General features: G+C 39.4%; 13 protein-coding genes. 1 reads left to right on the forward strand and 12 read right to left on the reverse strand.

Annotated elements, in window-relative coordinates:
- Nucleotides 1–27: 27 nt before the first annotated feature.
- The 4 genes from J2S11_RS00520 to J2S11_RS00535 all read right to left on the reverse strand — a co-directional run bounded on the left by J2S11_RS00520 (nucleotide 28) and on the right by J2S11_RS00535 (nucleotide 12,102).
- A complete protein-coding gene (locus J2S11_RS00520) occupies nucleotides 28–4,428 on the reverse strand; it encodes a non-ribosomal peptide synthetase family protein (protein WP_307389470.1) in 4,401 nt (1,466 codons plus the stop codon).
- 31 nt (nucleotides 4,429–4,459) lie between these two features.
- Nucleotides 4,460–9,583: a non-ribosomal peptide synthetase gene (locus J2S11_RS00525; RefSeq protein WP_307389472.1), complete on the reverse strand. Its 5,124-nt coding sequence runs from the start codon at nucleotides 9,581–9,583 to the stop codon at nucleotides 4,460–4,462.
- 273 nt (nucleotides 9,584–9,856) lie between these two features.
- Nucleotides 9,857–11,182 carry an L-cystine transporter gene (locus J2S11_RS00530; protein ID WP_307390202.1) on the reverse strand — a complete coding sequence of 442 codons (1,326 nt, stop codon included), beginning with the start codon at nucleotides 11,180–11,182 and terminating at the stop codon, nucleotides 9,857–9,859.
- Between the two features lie 338 nt (nucleotides 11,183–11,520).
- Nucleotides 11,521–12,102: an SCO family protein gene (locus tag J2S11_RS00535; RefSeq protein ID WP_307389474.1), complete on the reverse strand. Its 582-nt coding sequence runs from the start codon at nucleotides 12,100–12,102 to the stop codon at nucleotides 11,521–11,523.
- Nucleotides 12,103–12,288: 186 nt separating this feature from the next.
- On the opposite strand from J2S11_RS00535, the gene J2S11_RS00540 reads away from it, so the two are divergent.
- A complete protein-coding gene (locus J2S11_RS00540; RefSeq protein ID WP_307389477.1) occupies nucleotides 12,289–12,459 on the forward strand; it encodes a hypothetical protein in 171 nt (56 codons plus the stop codon).
- A 56-nt stretch (nucleotides 12,460–12,515) separates the two neighbouring features.
- Here J2S11_RS00540 and J2S11_RS00545 read toward each other — a convergent pair whose 3' ends face one another.
- The 8 genes from J2S11_RS00545 to J2S11_RS00580 all read right to left on the reverse strand — a co-directional run bounded on the left by J2S11_RS00545 (nucleotide 12,516) and on the right by J2S11_RS00580 (nucleotide 18,722).
- Entirely contained in the window at nucleotides 12,516–14,315 is a 1,800-nt protein-coding gene (locus tag J2S11_RS00545) for a peptidoglycan D,D-transpeptidase FtsI family protein (RefSeq protein ID WP_307389480.1), read from the reverse strand.
- Nucleotides 14,316–14,500: 185 nt separating this feature from the next.
- Nucleotides 14,501–14,983, reverse strand: coding sequence for a transcription elongation factor GreA (gene greA / locus J2S11_RS00550; protein ID WP_307389483.1), 483 nt, complete (start codon nucleotides 14,981–14,983; stop codon nucleotides 14,501–14,503).
- Between the two features lie 39 nt (nucleotides 14,984–15,022).
- Nucleotides 15,023–15,712, reverse strand: coding sequence for a uridine kinase (gene udk / locus J2S11_RS00555; protein ID WP_307389486.1), 690 nt, complete (start codon nucleotides 15,710–15,712; stop codon nucleotides 15,023–15,025).
- Between the two features lies 1 nt (nucleotide 15,713).
- The gene (locus J2S11_RS00560; protein WP_307389489.1) at nucleotides 15,714–16,361 is read right to left on the reverse strand and encodes an O-methyltransferase; all 648 of its coding nucleotides are present in this window, start codon (nucleotides 16,359–16,361) and stop codon (nucleotides 15,714–15,716) included.
- Between the two features lie 14 nt (nucleotides 16,362–16,375).
- The gene (gene mltG / locus J2S11_RS00565; protein ID WP_307389492.1) at nucleotides 16,376–17,605 is read right to left on the reverse strand and encodes an endolytic transglycosylase MltG; all 1,230 of its coding nucleotides are present in this window, start codon (nucleotides 17,603–17,605) and stop codon (nucleotides 16,376–16,378) included.
- Nucleotides 17,606–17,737: 132 nt separating this feature from the next.
- Nucleotides 17,738–18,022, reverse strand: coding sequence for a DUF1292 domain-containing protein (locus J2S11_RS00570; protein ID WP_307389494.1), 285 nt, complete (start codon nucleotides 18,020–18,022; stop codon nucleotides 17,738–17,740).
- A gap of 11 nt (nucleotides 18,023–18,033) precedes the next feature.
- The gene (gene ruvX, locus J2S11_RS00575) at nucleotides 18,034–18,453 is read right to left on the reverse strand and encodes a Holliday junction resolvase RuvX (RefSeq protein ID WP_307389497.1); all 420 of its coding nucleotides are present in this window, start codon (nucleotides 18,451–18,453) and stop codon (nucleotides 18,034–18,036) included.
- Nucleotides 18,450–18,722, reverse strand: a complete 273-nt coding sequence (locus tag J2S11_RS00580; RefSeq protein ID WP_307389501.1) for an IreB family regulatory phosphoprotein — start codon at nucleotides 18,720–18,722, stop codon at nucleotides 18,450–18,452. Before J2S11_RS00580 ends, ruvX begins: the two co-directional genes overlap by 4 nt.
- Nucleotides 18,723–18,740 lie beyond the last annotated feature (18 nt).

Below are 18,740 nucleotides of genomic sequence, written 5' to 3' on the forward strand. Positions count from 1 at the left end.
CGTGTCTGTCCATGTATTTATTTTTTATTACCGACTAACAAATCCAGTGGACAGCATATGCTTTATGATCTTTTCAAGATAAAGCTGATCTACTTCTGGCCACTCAAAATCAAGTTTTTCTAGAGTCTCTATTGTGATATTAGAGCTGTGCTCCACCCTATTCTTCTTCTTTATTTCTCCTCTTTCAAGAATAGGAGCTAGACCCTCTAGCTTTTTCATTTTTGATGGATGCTGAGATAGCCCATTTAAGTACTCTTTGAATTCCTCCTGCTTCAGCACTTGCATTGAAAATCCATTCTGTGTACATATTCTAAGTAGCTTTGCTAACGAGAGCTTCTTATGATTATACACATGATAAGCCAGCTCTTTTGCCTTATTTCCCTGTTCAAGCACCAAACCTATAATTGCCTTACTGCACAGGTCAACAGGTGTAAATTCTACAGCCTCTTGTAGCCAATTCTCAGGCACTTTACCAAGCTCAAGCAATGAGCGAAGCAAACGGTAAAAAGCATTTTCCATTATATTTCTTTGAAAGCTTCCATCCCTCCACCTGCCTGTGAGGTTTCCAACTCTATAAATCGTTGCTTCTAGCCCCGCTTCAACTGCATCATAAATGTCACTTTCAGCTAAAAACTTGCTTTTCATATATACATTGTCTTCGTAATTTTGACCAATAAAAAAGCTATTTTCGTCAAAAACTACACATCCTTGCCCCCCAACCTCTTGCCCGCCTACACTCATTGTAGAAACATAATGCAGACTTCTTTCTGTTCCACAGAAACGGATAATCTCCCGGGTCCCCTGTATATTAGCTCTCTCAAACGCGCTATACTCTCCATAGTGCTTCGTTAGAGCTGCCGCATGAATGACAGTCTTTACTTTCTCTTTCAGATAGAGATAATCTACTTCCTCCAAACCTAATTTTGGTTTTGCAATATCTCCACATATAATATGAACATGCTGCTTATCTGCTAAATGTAGGCTCGTCTTCTCACTGCTAGTAAAATAATTGTCGAGTAGCTCCTGAGCTCTAGATTCAGCATTTTGCCTACTCTCTGCTCGAACTAGACAATACACCTCTGATGACGTCTGATTAATCAGTTCATCTAATAGATGGGCTCCAAGATAGCCAGTCACTCCCGTCAGCAATATAGCGTCACCGTCCTTAAAACGGCTTCGATGCTCCTTTTTCGGTAATACTTCTCTTTCTTTTGTGATTTTTTTAGGCAAAGCCTCTTTAGCTGCAGCTTTTTGAGCGAGCTTTTCTATTGTTCTAAGCTCAAAGTAATCATTAATGCGTACAGACCATCCCTTTGATAAGGATCTTGAATATAGCTTAATCATTTTTATTGAGTCCCCACCCAATGTAAAAATATCATCTGTGATACTGATCGTTTCCTCAGCAAGACCCAATATTTCAGCACAAAGCGTTACCATGTCCTGCTCTACTTGATCTCTTGGGGCTACATAGCTTGCTCCTGTTTGTAAGCTAGACTTCTCTCCTTTAGCTAAAGCACGCTTATCTACCTTACCATTAGGTGTTAGAGGCATTTGGTTCACCTTAGCAAAATGAACTGGAATCATGTACTCTGGTAATCTAGTACTCAAATAACTTCGTAGCTCGCTCGAACTAAGCTCTGTTTCAGCTACTATATACGCACAAAGCTGTTTTTCCCCACTTTCGCTTATTTCGGTAGTAACAACAGCCTCAGTAATCTGATCAAATTTAAGTAATTGATTTTCAATATCTCCTAGCTCTATGCGAAAGCCGCGTATTTTAACTTGGTCATCCATGCGCCCCAAATATTCAATTGTTCCATCTGGAAGCCATCTAGCTAAATCTCCTGTCTTATACATTCTAGTACCAGTTACGAATGGATTAGAAATAAATTTCTCCTTCGTTAAATCCGGACGATTTAAATAGCCTCGGGCTAAACCAGCACCTCCAATGCAAAGCTCTCCTACTATACCCATCGGCTGAAGCTGATGGTGCTTATCTATGATATATATCCATGTATCATTAATTGGTTTTCCAATAGGAATATTTGATTCATAGAACTTATCTACCATAAAAGTCGTAGAAAAGGTTGTACTTTCTGTAGGACCATACCCGTTAATAATCTTGATTTCACTATTACTCCTTTTAAGCTGATTAATATGCTTTGGAGAAAGCTTTTCCCCACCTACAAGGAGCTGTTTGACTCCGTGGAACATATTTACGTCATGATCAGATAGCTGATTAAATAAAGAAGCTGTTAACCACATCGTTGTTATTTCATTTTTATTAATCACTCTACACAGTTCATCCGCATCCAGTAGCTGTTCCTTTTTTATTAGGTAGAGAGTTAGACCACTTAGTAAAGAACCCCATATCTCAAATGTGGAAGCATCAAAAACTATAGCTCCTGTTTGTAAAAGTCGATCTCCTTTGTTTAATTGAACATACGTAGGCTCCTTAATCAACCTAATGACATTACGGTGTTCGACCATAACCCCTTTAGGCACCCCCGTCGAGCCAGAGGTATACATAACGTACGCTAGGTCACTTGCTTGAGCTCGCGGTATTACATTTTGTGTCTTACCTGTAAATAACCCTTCCTCATTCAAATCCATTATTTCTGTAAATAGAAAGTTACTTGCAGAGGGCCAGCGCTTTTTCAGGTGCTGTTGAGTAAGCAACAAGGATACACCACTATTCTCCAGCATGTATTGAATTCGCTCTATAGGATAATCTGGATCAATAGGTAAGTATGCACCCCCGGCCTTTAAAATCCCTAAAAGCCCAATGACCATTTCAATGGAATGTTCCACCATTATTCCCACTAACTGATCAGGCTCCACACCCTTTATAAATAATTTTCTGGCTAATTGATTAGCTTTTTCATTCAGTTCCGTATACGTTAGCCTTTGCTCCCCAAAGACGATGGCTATATCTTGTGGAGTATCCTCCACCTGCTTTTCAAAAAGTTCTTGGATCGTTTTATCATACAAGGTTTCTCCTTGCGAATGACCTTCCTTTAAGAAAAATGCTTGTTCTTCCTCCGTCAAAAACGTTATTCTGGATAGCTGAACCTCCGGGTTAGCAATCACAGCTTTAGCTATTCGGCTAAAATGAACCCCCATCCTTTGTACTGTTTCTAAAGTAAATAAATCTTTATTAAATTCTATAAGACAACTTAGACCTCCATCACTTTCTTGATTGATCATAAAAGTAATATCATATTTCGCTGTCTCATTATCCACATCCAAGCGAGTCACGGGGCTTCCCTCCATCCAAAGCTCCTGTGAGGCCATATCCTGTACTGAAAACATCACCTGAAAAAAAGGAGACAAGCCAGGCTCTCTTCTCGGCTTGATAACCTCTACAAGCTGATCTAATGGATAATCCTGATGGTCTAATGCTTCAATGAGCGTATTGTGACTACGAATAAGAAGCTCTTTGAAGGTTAGTGAATCGGATATTTGAGATTTCAGAACCACTGTATTCACAAAAAAACCAATAATATCTTTGACCTGATAATCTTGCCTACAAGAAACCGGGGTCCCTACGTATATATCCTTCTGATTACTGTAACGATAAAGCAAAGTTACAAAAATAGAATACATAGTAACAAACAAAGAAGTACCCTCAGTTTGTTTTAGTTCACTTATTCCTTCAAGTAATTCAGTAGGTAAGACAAACTTATACTGTGCACCACGAAATGATTGACTTTGGCTTCTAGAAAAATCTGTTGGTAGCTCTAATTTCTCTATCTCTTCATGAAGCTGTTTGTTCCAGTACGCCAGCTGATTTCTAGCTTCCGCGCCTTCTAACCATTCCTGCTGCCATTCGGCAAAATCAGCATATTGAATAGGTAGCTCTTTGAGTTGAAGCGTTTCCCCGTTAATAATGGAACGGTAGTACAACATAAGCTCTTTATTAAAAATAGGCAAAGACCATCCATCAAAAATAATGTGATGGATGGTTATGAGTAAAATACATTCTGACTGTTCCTTTTTTTTCAAAATATATGCTCGCATCAGAGGACCATTGGCTAAATCAAAGGATCGACGAGATAATTCTTTTATTACTCTTAGAACCTTAATATTTCTGTCCAGCTGTTCTACAACGTCTTCCTCTAGCTCTATGACCTCAAGCTTAAAGGGCATACTAGGGAAAATTCGCTGCATTGGCTCACCAGATATGTTTTGGAATACCGTTCGCAGACTCTCATGTCTGTTTATCATTTTTAAAAAGCTTTCTTGCAAAGCCTGTAATTGAATCTCCTCTCGAATATGATAAGCGAAAGCTAAAGAATAGGCCGCCTCCTGCTGTCCAAGCTGCTCCAATAACCAAAGTCTTCGTTGTCCTGCCGACATTGGAAAGGTCAAGATAGCTTCATCAGTAGTAGCTTGAAAGCTTCCCGCCATTTTATCTTCGTTTTTCATCAAATCTCCCCCCTTGGCTTTTATTAGGGCCTTAATGATTTAAACGTCGCTGACTCCTTGGAATAATACGATTTTCATCCAGTCTATTTTTCTTATCCTGTAGCAAGAAATCAATTCTTTGAGCTACACCAGCTATTGTTGGTTGATCAAAGAAATCCCTCAATGTTAATTTTAAATTGAAAGTTTCACTTAGTTTAAATACAAGTCTAGTAGCAATAATTGAATAGCCTCCAAGCTCAAAAAAGCTTGAATGAATATTAATTTTTTCCTGTCCAAGAAGCTCACTCCACTCCTCTGCCACCTTTGTCTCGATAGAATTTCTAGGTGCGATATATTCATTCCCTATCACCTCTGTTTCAGGATGTGGTAGAGCTTTTTTATCCAGCTTACCATTTCGTGTGACTGGCCATTTATCTAAGAATACACAGGTGGCAGGCATCATCGTGTGGGGGAGCACTTTTCTTAAGTGATTATAGATATCAGCGCTTGTAGTCGCTTCTCCATGAAGGAGAGTCATGTATGCAATGATTCTCTTCTGATGGTTTTCCTCATGGACAAGAACCAGCGCATCCTTAACGCTAGGATATGTCTTTATCTGAGTTTCAATTTCTCCTAGCTCAATACGGACTCCATTTATCTTAACTTGTTCATCGTCTCTACCTAGAAATAAGATATTCCCATCCGGAAGATATCTGGCTATGTCTCCGGTTTTGTATAAAAGTGATTTCTCATTCATAAATGGAGAGGATATGAATTTTTCTTTAGTTAATTCTGGTTGATTAATATAACCTTGAGCTAATCCTAAGCCGCCTATATACACTTCACCGGGTACTCCAATTGGTACAGCCTGTAGATACTGATCTAGAAGATAAATATGTGTATTTTGAATAGGCTTCCCAATCGGTGTGTATCCACCTTCTACTGAATCCTTAGCTTTTAATTCGTAGAAGGTCGAAATAATCGTTGTTTCAGTTGGACCATAAGCATTGAGTAAGCACAGATTTGGTAACAATTTTTTAATCTCTATTAAAAGTGCCTCTGAAATAGGCTCAACTCCCACTATCATTCTTTTCATCGGTAATTTCTTTGTACCTTGCTCTAAGATCAGTTTTAAATCGGGAAGCATATATGCTGGAAAATAAGCATGTGTAATGTGTTGCTCCTCTAGCCAATCTATAAATCTCTCATTATCTAAACGAATATTTTCAGGAGTGATGCATAGGCTTCCCCCATTTAGAAGAGCGGAAAACATCTCGTAAAGAGATACATCAAAGCTACATCCTGCCCAATAGCTACAACGATCTCCAGAGGAGATAGGCTGTTTTTCCTCTATAGCTTCAATTAAATTAATCACACCTAAATGCCCAAGCATAGCTCCTTTTGGTTTCCCGGTCGTCCCAGATGTATAGATAGCATAAGCTAATCGATTTGGATCATTCTTATAACAAACATTGTCCTTCCTTTCGCTTTGAAGCTTGTCCTTTTGTGTATTTAGACAGATTACTTCTAATCCAGCTGGAAGCTGATCCTTCACAGGTTGGTGAGTTAGGATAACAGACAGCTGCGTATCCTCAATCATATATCTTAATCGCTCCTGAGGGTAATTTGGATCAAGTGGAACGTACGCCCCTCCAGCTTTTATAATTCCAAGCATAGCTACAATCATTTCAATTGATTTATTAAAATAGGCACCCACATACTTATCGGCAACTCCTTGCTTACACAAATAATGTGCAAGTTGATTTGCTCTTTCATTCAATTCAACATACGTCAAACTATCCCCCTTAAAAGATACAGCTACTGTGTCAGGGTATCGTTCAACCTGCTGCTCAAATAGTTGATCGAGTGAAGAAGATGGAGCTTCAAGCGGATTTGCCGTCTGATTCCATTCTGTCAAAAGGAGATCTCTTTCATGTTTAGGTAAAATAGGAACCTGCCATAAAGGAAGCTCCACATCTTGCATAGCTTGCTCTAAAAGATGTTGGTACTGTGCAATCATCCGCTCAATCGTAGTAGAGTCGAATAGGGCACTGTTATATTCCCAGATAAGTGTAATTCCCTCTTTATTCATCTGTCTATCTCTCGAAAGATCTGCATTATACCTAGGAATTACGACAATATTCATATCAAACTTAGCAGAACCATTACTTAAGGGCTCTGTAATCCCAATTTCAACGTCTGGCCAATCTAATTCAGGGTATGGAGTGTCATGAAAGCTGAAAGCGACCTGACACAATGGATTACGGCTCATATCACGCTCAAATTCTAGTGTTTCTACCAAACGATCAAAAGGCAGGTCCTGATATTCATAGGCTTCAAGTGCCACTTCCTTAACATGCTTTAATAGGTCTCTAAAGCTCATTGTTTCTGTAAGCTGTGTACGTAATAAAATCGTATTTACAATCATACCAATGAGATGCTCCGTATCTTCAGAACGCCGATTTGCGATGCCCGTTCCAATTAAAAGATCGTCCTGACCAGAGTAACGATATAGTAATGTACTGAAGCCGGCAAGCATTGTCATAAACATTGTATACCCTGTTCGTTGACCGAAACCCCTAATTTTTTTACTTAATGAAAGGGGGAGCTCTATTCTAAATAAACCACCTTTAAACGTCTGCTTTGGGGGACGTGGTCGATCAAATGGTAATTCTAATAATCCTGAACTCCCCTCTAGCTTCTTCTGCCAAAAATCCAGCTGCACATGCTCCACCTGACTTAGCCATTGTCTTTGCCAATGAGTAAAATCAGCAAATTGAATATCGATAGGGGATAAAGGAGATGGTCTTCCCTCAGCAAAAGCTTTATACAGAGCTGTTAACTCCCTGAGAAACACAGCAAAGGACCATCCATCATGAACCATATGATGTTCAATGTGAAGCAAATAGTATTCATCCTCCATCACTCTTAGAAGAACCCAACGGACTAATGGTAATCTTGTCATATCAAACACTTTCTCTAATTCCATTTGAATATGTTGCTCTAATCTTTCAATTCGCTCAGGATCTGATAGTTCTCTAAAATCAACTTGTTTTATTTTAGCTGGTGTAGGGGGGTGAATCTTTTGAGTAAGCTGACCATGCTCGTTAGTGAAGGTGGTCCGAAAAATTTCATGCCTACTTATGATTTCATCAAGGCTTTTCTGTAAAGCTGCAACATTTAGCTTGCCCTTAAAGTGAAATAATGTTTGATAATTATAGGCTAAATTTTGAGGCTCTAGCTGCTCAATAAACCAAACTCTCTCTTGGGCAAAGGTAGTCGGTAGCCTATTATCTCTCGACACAGGCTGTATGCGGAAATTATTATTTTCTGCAGGCTGATTAAACTCATTTAAAAAAGCTACTAACGCTTCAATCGTTGCCTCCCTAAAGAAGGTAGTCATTGGAATATGAGCTTTAAACCGAGCTTGTACCTTTCCGAGCATTTGCGTTGCTAATAAAGAGTTCCCTCCTGACATAAAGAAGTCATCAGTCATTCCCACTTTCTCTACTCGTAATAAATGACTCCAGAGATCTGCGATCCATTTCTCTTCACTTGTCTCGGCTTCACGAAAATTTCCTACATTTAATGAGCTGTTTTCTTGTGTAGGTACAGGTAAAGTCTTACGATTTATTTTTCCGCTTATTGACTTTGGTAGCGCTTCCATTTCAACAAATACTTCTGGCAGCATATAACTAGGTAACCGATTTGCTAACCAGTGCTTTAGTTCAGACCAGTCCAAAGACGCCTTTGTTACAACATAACCTACTAACCTCTTAAAGCTAGGCTCGTCCTCACGCAAGATAACAGCAACCTCGTCCAAAGCTGGATGCTCTATTAAATTTTTCTCTATCTCCCCTAGCTCGATCCGATAGCCCCTCAATTTAATCTGATCATCCACTCTTCCACCAAAAGATAATGTCCCATCAAGTGTGCTGCGAACCATATCTCCCGTTCGGTAAAGACGTTTGGGCTGCTCTTGTCCAAACGATAAGTAAATGAAGCTTTCACTAGTGAGTTCAGGCTGCTTTAGATACCCCTTTGCCACACCAATACCACCAATATATAATTCCCCTAATTCTCCGGTCTGAACAGGCTTCTTGTCCGTGTCAAGAATATAGAGCTCCGAATGCTGTACAGGCTTGCCAATTGGTACATAGGGATCACTCTCATCTTCAGAGAAAAAGTGGAGTGTAGCACAGATTGACGTTTCCGTTGGACCATAGCCATTAATAATCTGTAATTCAGGCATCTGTTTAGCAATTTGCGCTAGGGTGCTAGTTCTAATAGGTTCCAGCCCTGTAATTAAACGCTTCATAGACCATGTTTTAATCTGATTTTCCTTAAGCCATTGTGCTAAATCATTTAACATAAAGGGAGGAATAAAGGATGCTTCTACCCTATTCTGCTGTAACCACAGAAAATATTGATTCACATCTAGCCGAACATCGTCTGGAACTATACATAGTGTTCCCCCTGATAATAGGCTTGAGAAAATCTCCAAAGCTGATACATCAAAGCTAAAGCTTGTCCAGACGCTGTACCTTATTCCCGTGGGCAAATGATGATGCTTATCAAGGTCCTCAAGTAGATTAAGTATACCCGTGTGCTTGACCTCAACCCCTTTGGGTTTACCCGTGGTGCCTGATGTATACATCACATAAGCAATATCATTAATTGGTCGATCCAGCCCACTATTGTGTTTGCCTTCATTGGATATCTCGCTCCATGAAGCATCCAAAAAAATGGGTTCTACTGATTCGAGAAAAGGATAGTCTATATTTTCCTGTGTCAAAAGAATCGAAACATCAGCTTCCTTAAGCATAAATAAAAGACGATCTTTTGGATGGTTGATATCTAAGGGCAGATAAGCTGATCCTGCCTTGATAATACCGAGAATTCCAACAATCATCTCAATTGAACGGTGTGCACAAATAGCAATAATAGATGGACTGCCATTCGTTTTCTTTCTTAGATAATAGCTAAGCTGATTAGCTCTCTCATTTAACTCATGGTAGGTAAGTGTTACCCCGTTAATAGTTACGGCATCCAGATCAGGGGTTTGCATAGCCTGTTCCTCAAAAAGCCGAGATATGTCAGTACTTTCACCCATTAGCTTGTTATTTATTACAGAAAAGCCACTCAAAACGCCAGAAAACGCTTTACTGTTGCTCATCTCCTTCATACCTCCTCAGTTTTAATAAGTAATTTTATGCAGAATAAATATTTTAAATTTACCGAATTTACAAATCAAATATACCATATTATGATAATTTTTTTCAATTATATGGTTTGTTTGATTAAATATTAATATAATGCAATTTATTGCTTTAAATAAAAAAAGAAACTTTTACTTATTATTCATCCTTCGACCTTTTGCTAAATTAAAAAGACCCTAAACTTCACTAAATAGAAAGTTTAGAGCCTTTTATTGATTTTTTAAGCTAGATTATGCTTGAACCTCGATTTTACGATCAAGATCTGTGTAGATATCAGCTTCTAATTCTTTGTTCACTCTACTTGTCACCAAACCAGCTGTCATACTTCCGTTAACATTCAACGCTGTTCTTCCCATATCAATCAGAGGTTCAACTGAGATAAGAACACCTGCTAGTGCAATAGGCAAATTCATTGTAGAAAGAACCAGAATGGCTGCAAAGGTTGCTCCTCCTCCTACACCAGCTACACCGAACGAACTAATGGCTACAACAGCTAGAAGCAATAGGATAAAGGATGGATCTAATGGATTAATACCTACCGTAGGAGCGATCATGACAGCAAGCATAGCTGGATAAACCCCAGCACATCCATTTTGACCGATCGATAAACCAAAGGAACCTGCAAAGTTAGCTGTCCCATCTGGCACACCTAAGCTTTTCTGCGTTTGAATCGTTAATGGTAGCGCTCCAGCACTTGTACGGGATGTAAAGGCAAAGGCCAGCACAGGAAATGCCTTCTTGAGATAAGTAACAGGATTAAGCTTAAATCCTACTAGAATAAGTAAATGAATAATAAAGACAATGATTAAGGCCACATAGGAGGCAATGACGAATTTCCCTAACCCTACAATAGCGTCTAGATTACTCGTTGCTGCTGTCCTAGCCATAATGGCTAAAATACCATAAGGCGTTAAACGTAATATCAGCGTGACGATGCGCATAACAATAGCGTAAATGCTATCAACAAATTTAGCAAAGGTTTCTGCCAGTTCAGGCTCCTTCCTCCTAACACCAAGAAAAGCGATTCCAATAAACGCGGTAAAAATAACAACAGCAATCGTTGATGTTGGTCTTTGCCCTGTAAAATCTAGAAATGGGTTAGCGGGTAGTAGCTGAAGGATTCTTTGTGGGAAGGATTGATTTTGGATGTTACTACTATAGTTATTCTCAAGGGATTCTCCCCTAGCTAGCTCAGCCTCACCTTGTTCAATTTGTAGTGCTTCAAGATCAAAAGCTATTGTCGTTCCTATCCCCACTAGAGCTGCTATAACGGTAGTACCAATAAGGACCACTAAGATAATTAGACTTACCTTGCCTAAGTTCTGAGAAAGCTTAAGCTTAGTAAATGCAGCTAATATGGATACGAAGATTAAAGGCACAACAATCATTTGTAAAAAGCGAATATATCCCGTACCCACTAAGTTGAACCACTGAACGGAGCTATCGATAACTGTTGAATCCTCTGCATAAACAAACTGCAGTCCTAAACCATAAATGATTCCGATAATCAGTCCTGTAAAGACTCGCTTTGAAAATGACACATGCTTCCTCTGCATATAAAACAGAATTCCAATAAAAACAAGTAAAATAGCAATATTTATAACAACTAAAAAGGTTTCCACAGACTACTCCTCCCACTGTACGATAGCGGCAAGCTTGCCCCATCAACAGTATTATTAAATTTTAATGTGATTACACTATAAAATATACTATTCCTATCTGTCAAGTAGGTTTTAAATGATGCATAAAAAAAGCACCCTCAGCAGCTTTATCACAATGAATCATGTCTGAACATCATTTAATATAGCTCTGTTGATACTTTATCAATTATTAGATTAGATTAAAGTCATTTGATAGATTTACGTTTCACTTCTCCTCTAAGTCCTAGAGCAGGCTATTTAACCAAAAGTATGGAATCCTTTATAATCTCCTCCATAGGTACGTCCTGTAAGCCAGAATAGTGACGTGCAACCTTACCCTCCTGATCAATTAAAAAGAATTGGGTACCGTGAAGAATCTGATTTGAGCTAGGCTCCTGTTGTACAATAGTACGGAAGCTGTGCTCGGCAAACCATTGAATTTCATCTAAACCATATCCGGTTAGAAAATCCCAGGTTGAGAAATCAGCTTGATAATTCTCCCCGTATGCCCGTAATACTTCAGGCTTGTCATTTTCGGGATCTACACTGAAGGAAACTAAGGAAACATCTAAATCATTTTTCTTTAATTCCTTCTGTAGGGTGGCCATATTGGATGTAGAAATAGGACACACAGTGTCACAATTGGTAAAAATAAAGTTAGCAATCCACACTTTACCCTCTAAATCAGCTAACGCTACCATTTCACGATCCTGATTTTCAAACTGAAAGTTTTGAATCGTATAGTCAAGTCGGTCATTTAGCTCCTTTTGTGAGCATGCGCTTCCCGTCAAAATGAGAAGCAAGCCTAAAAAAAGCAGCCCTTTTTTTGCCATCATCAATATGCTTCTCCTTTACTAAAACTCCATATCCGTTGCTAGGTTAAAAATATAAACCTATGTCTCTTTTGTTTTATGCTACATATCATATCATAAAGAATTTGAAAGGAATGATTGAAAAAGCGCTTTTGTTTGAACGTTCTTTGAACTGTTGTAAGACAGACAAAAAAACATGGAGGTATTTTCATGGTTGAATGTAAAAAATGTGAGGGTCTTGGCGTCATTGAATGCCCTGATTGTGCAGAAGGAAGCTATAGCTTTTATATGAATGAGACTTGTGCGACGTGTCAAAGTCAATTAATTATGCGATGTACGGAATGTGTAGGTAAAGGAAGAGTGCCGAAGGACAAAAAATAACACAGTGCTTAGTAAAGGCGTACACTGTGTTTTTTCGCATTAAATGACTATGTATTTTAACTTCTATTATCCAGCCAATCAATAATATCTGAAAAGACGTCAATAGCTAAGTTTGGACTATTAACCTCTTGATTTAAATGGACCACAACCACACTATACCTAGGATTATTCTGAGGATAGTAGCCCGCAAACCAGTGATTATTTTTTTCTAACTCCACTCCCCGGTCATTCCATTGTTTGATTTGAGCTGTACCTGTTTTCCCAGCAGACGACCAAGGCCTTTCTTTTAAGCTTTGCGCTGTTCCATCCTCAACCACTTTTGCCATTAGTTTTTGAAGCTGGTAGGCCGTGTATGGCTTAATGGAAGGCTGATTCATGCTCTGCTTTCCAAAATGATAAAAAGCTGCTCCTGTTTGGTATAACATATCACTGACGACCCTTACTTGACCTTTGTGACCAGCTTTAGAAATCGTAGCTAGCATATTTGCAACAGCAATTGGGCTTACTTGAACGTCTAACTGTCCAATTCCTGTACGCCATAAATATTGCTTATCCTGTCGTTCCTCCTCTTGTCGATGGTTGGCATAAATTTGGCCCTGTTCCTCCCCTTCTAGCTGCCTAAAGTTGTTAAAATGAAAAAGAGATGATGTATGCCACACTGTAGGCTCAAGCAGGCCTAGCTTACTAGCATACTCCTCTATTTTTTCTGCTCCAAGCTGTTCAGCGAGCTGGGCAAAGACAATATTGCAGGAGTGGGCAAAGCCTTCCTCAAACGTCAGATGGCCGTGGCCCTCTTTTTTCCAGCAATGAAATCCACTATCCCTTAGCTCTCCATCACACTCAAACTTACTTTTAGCAGATACAAGCCCTTCCTCCATCGCAGCCGCAGCGATCACAATTTTGAATACCGAACCTGGTGCATATCTCTTTATGGTCTTATTTTCCCAGGCACCAGGGTTCCCCATCTGAGGAGTAAAGAGTGGCTTGCTAGCCATAGCCAAAACCTCGCTTGTTCGATTATCAAGGACAACGATAGCCCCTTCCCTGATGTTTCTTTTATTCCACACTTGTTCTACATATTCTTGCAACTCCATATCCAATGTACTCTGTATGGTTAATGGATAAAAGGTGTGATCTTGATTCATATACCTTATACCTAATCCTGATAGAGGATACCCCCTTGCATCAACAGAATAGGAGAGTGACACTGGACCAATTCCTTGTAAAAAGGGCTGGAAGCTTTTTTCAATCCCACTAATCCCTATTTCACTGTTTTCCTGCAGTAACCCTTGCGCCAATGCATCCGCATGATCTTTTTTGATTAATTCCGTATTCTGACCCAAATATCCAACTAAATGTTGGGCTAGCATTTGATCAGGGGCATATCGCATTTCAAAAGGTAAGCCTAGAAGTCCTGGAATAGCTAGCTTGTTCACTTGATTGGCTTGATCCTCGGAAAGCCTAAAAATCCTCACGGGATCTTTAAGGATATATGGTTCCTTAGCAAGTTCAATTTGCTTCGCTAGTAAAGAAGGATTTATTTTGAGAATCTGTGCTACTTCATTAAGTTCATCTTCATGATTTAAAGTGTGTTGCAAAATAGGGAATAAAACTAAAACATGAGTTGATACGCCCGTAAACGAAACTCCATTTCTATCTGTAATATTCCCTCTACCTGAATGTAACGTAAATTGCTGCTGTCGTTGCTGAACAGATTTTTTGATTAAATTGATCTGATGCTTTGAAAAGCTTTCTGTTCCAATTAACTGAATGTAAGCTAACCTGCCTATCAAACCTAAAAGGATCACTGAAAAAATCAGCAATAGTACGATCTGTCGCTTCATCAAACCTAACACTTGGTTCGCCTCCGGTTGTGAGATCAATTTGTTTTCCATAGTTTAGGCAAAAACATACAGAAAAAAACTCCCCCAAAGACAATCAGATTCTTTCATCTGCCTACCTTTGAGGGAGCTAACCATTGCTGGACCTAGTTTTCTTACCATTATAGTTTCTACTTACTTATTAAAATTAAGTATTCAGCTTAAGAAACATGCACCTTATTGATCTTTATTCTCATTTCTCCGCCTGGTGTCTGGACACTCACTTCATCCCCTATCTGCTTTCCAAGTAAGCTTTGGGCCATAGGAGAATCATTTGAGATTTTACCCTGCACAGGATCTGCTTCAGTACGGCCAACAATTTGGTATGTTTCCTCTTCACCGTCAGGAAGCTCTTGAATGACAACGGTTTTCCCTATTGAAATGACATCACTGTCTGCATCAGCCGTATTGATGATCTTAGCGTTTCGAATCATCTTCTCTAGCTGAATAATTTTCCCCTCTACAAAAGCTTGCTCATCCTTCGCTGCATCATATTCAGAGTTCTCACTTAAGTCTCCGAAGCCTCTAGCAATTTTAATCCGTTCAACGACTTCTTTTCTTTTTTCAGTAATTAAATAATCTAGCTCATCCTTTAGCTTCTGTAGGCCTTCTTCCGTCACAAAAGTTTCTTTCTCCGTCATCATTTGGCGCCCCCTTTTATTATTCTCTCGTTTATCTCATTATCACGCTTGTAGTAATTCATGCTTCTTTAAAATCGACTTTATCTTTGTAACCATCAAATCAATAGCTACCTGATTTTCCCCACCCTCGGGGATTATAATATCGGCATATTTTTTTGATGGCTCTACAAATTGCTCATGCATCGGCCGTACAATAGAAAGATATTGTTCAACCACTGAGCCCATCGTCCTGCCACGCTCTTGGATATCTCTTAGCATACGTCGAATAATACGCACATCAGCAGCTGTGTCCACAAACAGCTTCATATCCATTAGCTCTCTTAAACGTTCGTCTTCAAGCACCAAAATTCCTTCTAAGATGATTACATTTTTGGGCTTGACCTCAATAGTTTCCTTTGACCTAGTGTGCTCTTTGAAATTATAAATAGGTACCTGTATAGGCTGATATTGTAGAAGCTGCTTTATCTGCACGAGCAATAAGTCGTTGTCAAAGGCAAAAGGGTGATCATAATTTGTTTTCACCCTTTCTTCCATTGGCATTTGTGCTTGATCCTTGTAGTAAGAATCTTGAGCAATCATAACGATAGATTGCTCCTTTAATGAAGTAACTATTCTTTTAGCTACTGTCGTTTTTCCCGATCCAGTTCCTCCTGCTAAACCAATAACAATCGGCTTGGATACAGGCTGCTCTAAGGAATTATGTAGCTCCTCGGTCCATCTCTTGTTGTCCATCCTACTCCTCCCTCCTTCTTACACTAATAGCTAATCCGTCACCAATTGGAACAAAACTTGTCTTAAAACTGTCATGCTCCCTTAACCATACGTTATATCTTTTTATTTTTTCTACTAACGTTCGTATTCGTTTGTTTTGGATATCTGGATTAACCACTTCTCCATGAAAAAACACATTATCTGTTAGCACAACTCCATCCTCAGCAAGCAAAGGAGTATAGCTTTCAAAGAAGCGTTGATATTGACCCTTTGCGGCATCAATAAAAATAATATCATATTTATGGTCCTTCAGCTGTTCAGCATAATCAGTAGCATCGGCTACATGGATATGGACTCGGCTATCCAGCCCTGCTCGAGTAATAAACTGTTTAGCCTGCTCCACTCTAAGCTCATCACGTTCAATCGTGTCAATAATCGCTGATTTTGCCCCTTCAGCTAACCAAATGGCTGAATAGCCTATGGCTGTACCAAGCTCTAATATTCGACGAACGTTCCCTTTGATGGTTAACAGCTGCTGAATAAAGGAAATAGACGGCCTGTCTATGATCGGAACATGATCATCAGCCGCCAGTTTTTCCATCTCTACTAGGAGCTCGTCCTTTAATGGGGAAAGCTCCAGTAAATAGTTTTCTAAATCTGCATGTATCATCTATGAAACCTCACTTAAAAATTCCCTCTACTCTGAGCATCATTTTGCTGATGCTCTTCAAACGTTCTTGAAAAGTGATGAGATCCACTACCATCCTTTTTCGTTACAAAAAAGTAATACTCATGGTTCTCCGGATTAAATGTAGCTAAGATAGATTCACGTCCAGGGCTGGCTATTGGCCCGGGAGGCAGTCCTTCATTTATATACGAATTGTACGGGTGCTCGACAGCTAAATCCTCATATAGAATCCGATCTCTTTGTTTACCCAGAACAAACTGTACGGTTGCACAGGATTGTAGGAGCCATTCATCCTCTAAGCGATTATGGAATACTCCTGCTATCGTTTTTCTCTCGTCGTTCACAACCGCTTCTCGTTCTACGATGGAAGCTAAGGTAATCATATCAAAAATCGTTAAGCCTCGCTCTTCCAGCTTCTGCTCCCATCCTTCATCCTCGGTATTTAACGTTTGCACAATGCGATTAAACTCCTTATCGAATTGTGACAGCATAACTCTAATGATAACTTCCTCATCTGCCCCTTGAAAAATTTCATACGTTTCCGGAAATAAAAATCCTTCAAGCAAGTATTTAATATCCTCTCGCTCTTCTGGCAGATACGATAGGAAAGCAAACTCTTCCTCAAACAGCTCTGGTTGGTTAGACAGCTCCTTAAAGCGATCAGCGTTAGCTAAGCCCTCATTTTCTAAATGGACACTAATTTGATCAATCGTTAAGCCTTCAGCAATCGTGAATCTTACCGTCTCTTGGTGTACTCTTCCTTCCTTCAGTAGCTCAATAATTTCTTCGGGACTTAAGCTTTGTGTCAGATAATAAGTACCTGCTTGAAATCCACTATGTCCTTTGTACCTAACATAGTAATAGAAAATATTTTCATGTCTAATTAAATCATTTTCCTTAAGTATGCTCGCGATTCTTGTTCCTGAAGAACCCATAGGTACTTCTATTTCAATGATCTCCTCAGACTCATCATCAACGGGCTGTAAATTCGCATAAACATAATAAGCGCCAATCCCACCAGCTAATCCAACTACAAGGATAATAGTCAACAAGGTAATAAGAACTATTTTAAATCCTGAAAAGGACGAATATTCTTGTTCATACTCCTCTTCTTCATCAACAGGGGGATGATTCTCATCCGCTTTTTGCTTATTACTACGTGAAAGCTCGGAATGAGTACTCTGCTTACCATCCTCTTGGTTGTGTCTACCGTTATTTTCTGACATTTTGAACCCTCCTATCTCGTCCCATTATATATAGAAAACGCAATGCTGCCAAGTCTTAGAGGCAGATAAAAACACCACACAAAAAAGCGAACCATCACAGTGTGTCTGTAAATGGTTCACTTAGTCCCAATCTTAATCCTGCAGATCCTCTTCCTCTAAAAGAGTCTGGAATGTAGCTTCCACTACTTCCCACTCATTATCATCTTCGATTAGGAACAAGGAGATATCCTCACCATCCTCTTCATACCTAAAAGCGTATACCTCATCAACCTCAGGATCTCCGTCAACTGGGATAACCATCATATATTGCTTTCCTGTTTGATCAACATCAAACTTGTAGAGCACTTCAAAAACCTCTTCATTTCCATCTTCATCAGGGATAATAATCTTTTCTACTTCCTCATTAAATTCTGTCACTTACGTACCTCCTACCTGTTTTGTGAATCTAAAAAGCCTTGTAATATAACCACAGCAGCTACTTTATCAATGACTTGCTTTCTTTTTTTCCTAGACATATCTGCTTCTAACAGGGTTCGTTTAGCAGCCATCGTGGATAACCGTTCATCCCACATTTGTACAGGCAAACCTGTACGGGCCTTAACTTCCTCTGCAAATTGCTGGCATAACTCACCTCTAGGGCCGATTGTGCCATTCATGTTTTTGGGTAGACCTATAATAAACTTTTCAATAGAGTATTGCTGTATAAGCTGACTTAATCGATTAAAATCCTCTTCAGGATCATTCTCCGATCGCCTTATGACCTCTACGGCTTGCGCCGTCCATCCAAGCTCATCACTTACACTTACGCCAATCGTTTTATCTCCAACATCTAATCCTAGAATTCTCACTTAGCGTCTCCCTTATGCTGGGATAAATAGGAACGAACAAGCTCTTCAATCAATTCGTCTCTTTCTAGCTTTCTAATTAAGCTACGGGCATTGTTATGTCTAGGAATATAAGCAGGATCTCCAGAGAGTAAGTAGCCCACAATTTGATTAATAGGATTGTAGCCCTTCTCCTCTAGTGACTTGTATACAGTAAGGAGCACTTCTTTGGGATCAGCCTCTACTTTATCCGGTTTTACATCAAATCTCATTGTATGATCTTTATCGTTCATGTCGCGCACCCCATCTTT

Origin of the sequence: Bacillus horti (assembly GCF_030813115.1) — a bacterium.
Lineage (GTDB): Bacteria > Bacillota > Bacilli > Caldalkalibacillales > JCM-10596 > Bacillus_CH > Bacillus_CH horti.

Excerpts from the sequence above, each read along its gene's own strand:
- J2S11_RS00580 (WP_307389501.1), bottom strand. The coding sequence starts at position 18,722 with ATGAACGATAAAGATCATACAATGAGATTTGATGTAAAACCGGATAAA.
- J2S11_RS00530 (WP_307390202.1), bottom strand. The coding sequence starts at position 11,182 with ATGCAGAGGAAGCATGTGTCATTTTCAAAGCGAGTCTTTACAGGACTG.
- greA (WP_307389483.1), bottom strand. The coding sequence starts at position 14,983 with ATGATGACGGAGAAAGAAACTTTTGTGACGGAAGAAGGCCTACAGAAG.
- J2S11_RS00525 (WP_307389472.1), bottom strand. The coding sequence starts at position 9,583 with ATGAGCAACAGTAAAGCGTTTTCTGGCGTTTTGAGTGGCTTTTCTGTA.
- J2S11_RS00560 (WP_307389489.1), bottom strand. The coding sequence starts at position 16,361 with ATGATACATGCAGATTTAGAAAACTATTTACTGGAGCTTTCCCCATTA.
- J2S11_RS00540 (WP_307389477.1), top strand. The coding sequence starts at position 12,289 with ATGGTTGAATGTAAAAAATGTGAGGGTCTTGGCGTCATTGAATGCCCT.
- mltG (WP_307389492.1), bottom strand. The coding sequence starts at position 17,605 with ATGTCAGAAAATAACGGTAGACACAACCAAGAGGATGGTAAGCAGAGT.
- J2S11_RS00535 (WP_307389474.1), bottom strand. The coding sequence starts at position 12,102 with ATGATGGCAAAAAAAGGGCTGCTTTTTTTAGGCTTGCTTCTCATTTTG.
- udk (WP_307389486.1), bottom strand. The coding sequence starts at position 15,712 with ATGGACAACAAGAGATGGACCGAGGAGCTACATAATTCCTTAGAGCAG.
- J2S11_RS00520 (WP_307389470.1), bottom strand. The coding sequence starts at position 4,428 with ATGAAAAACGAAGATAAAATGGCGGGAAGCTTTCAAGCTACTACTGAT.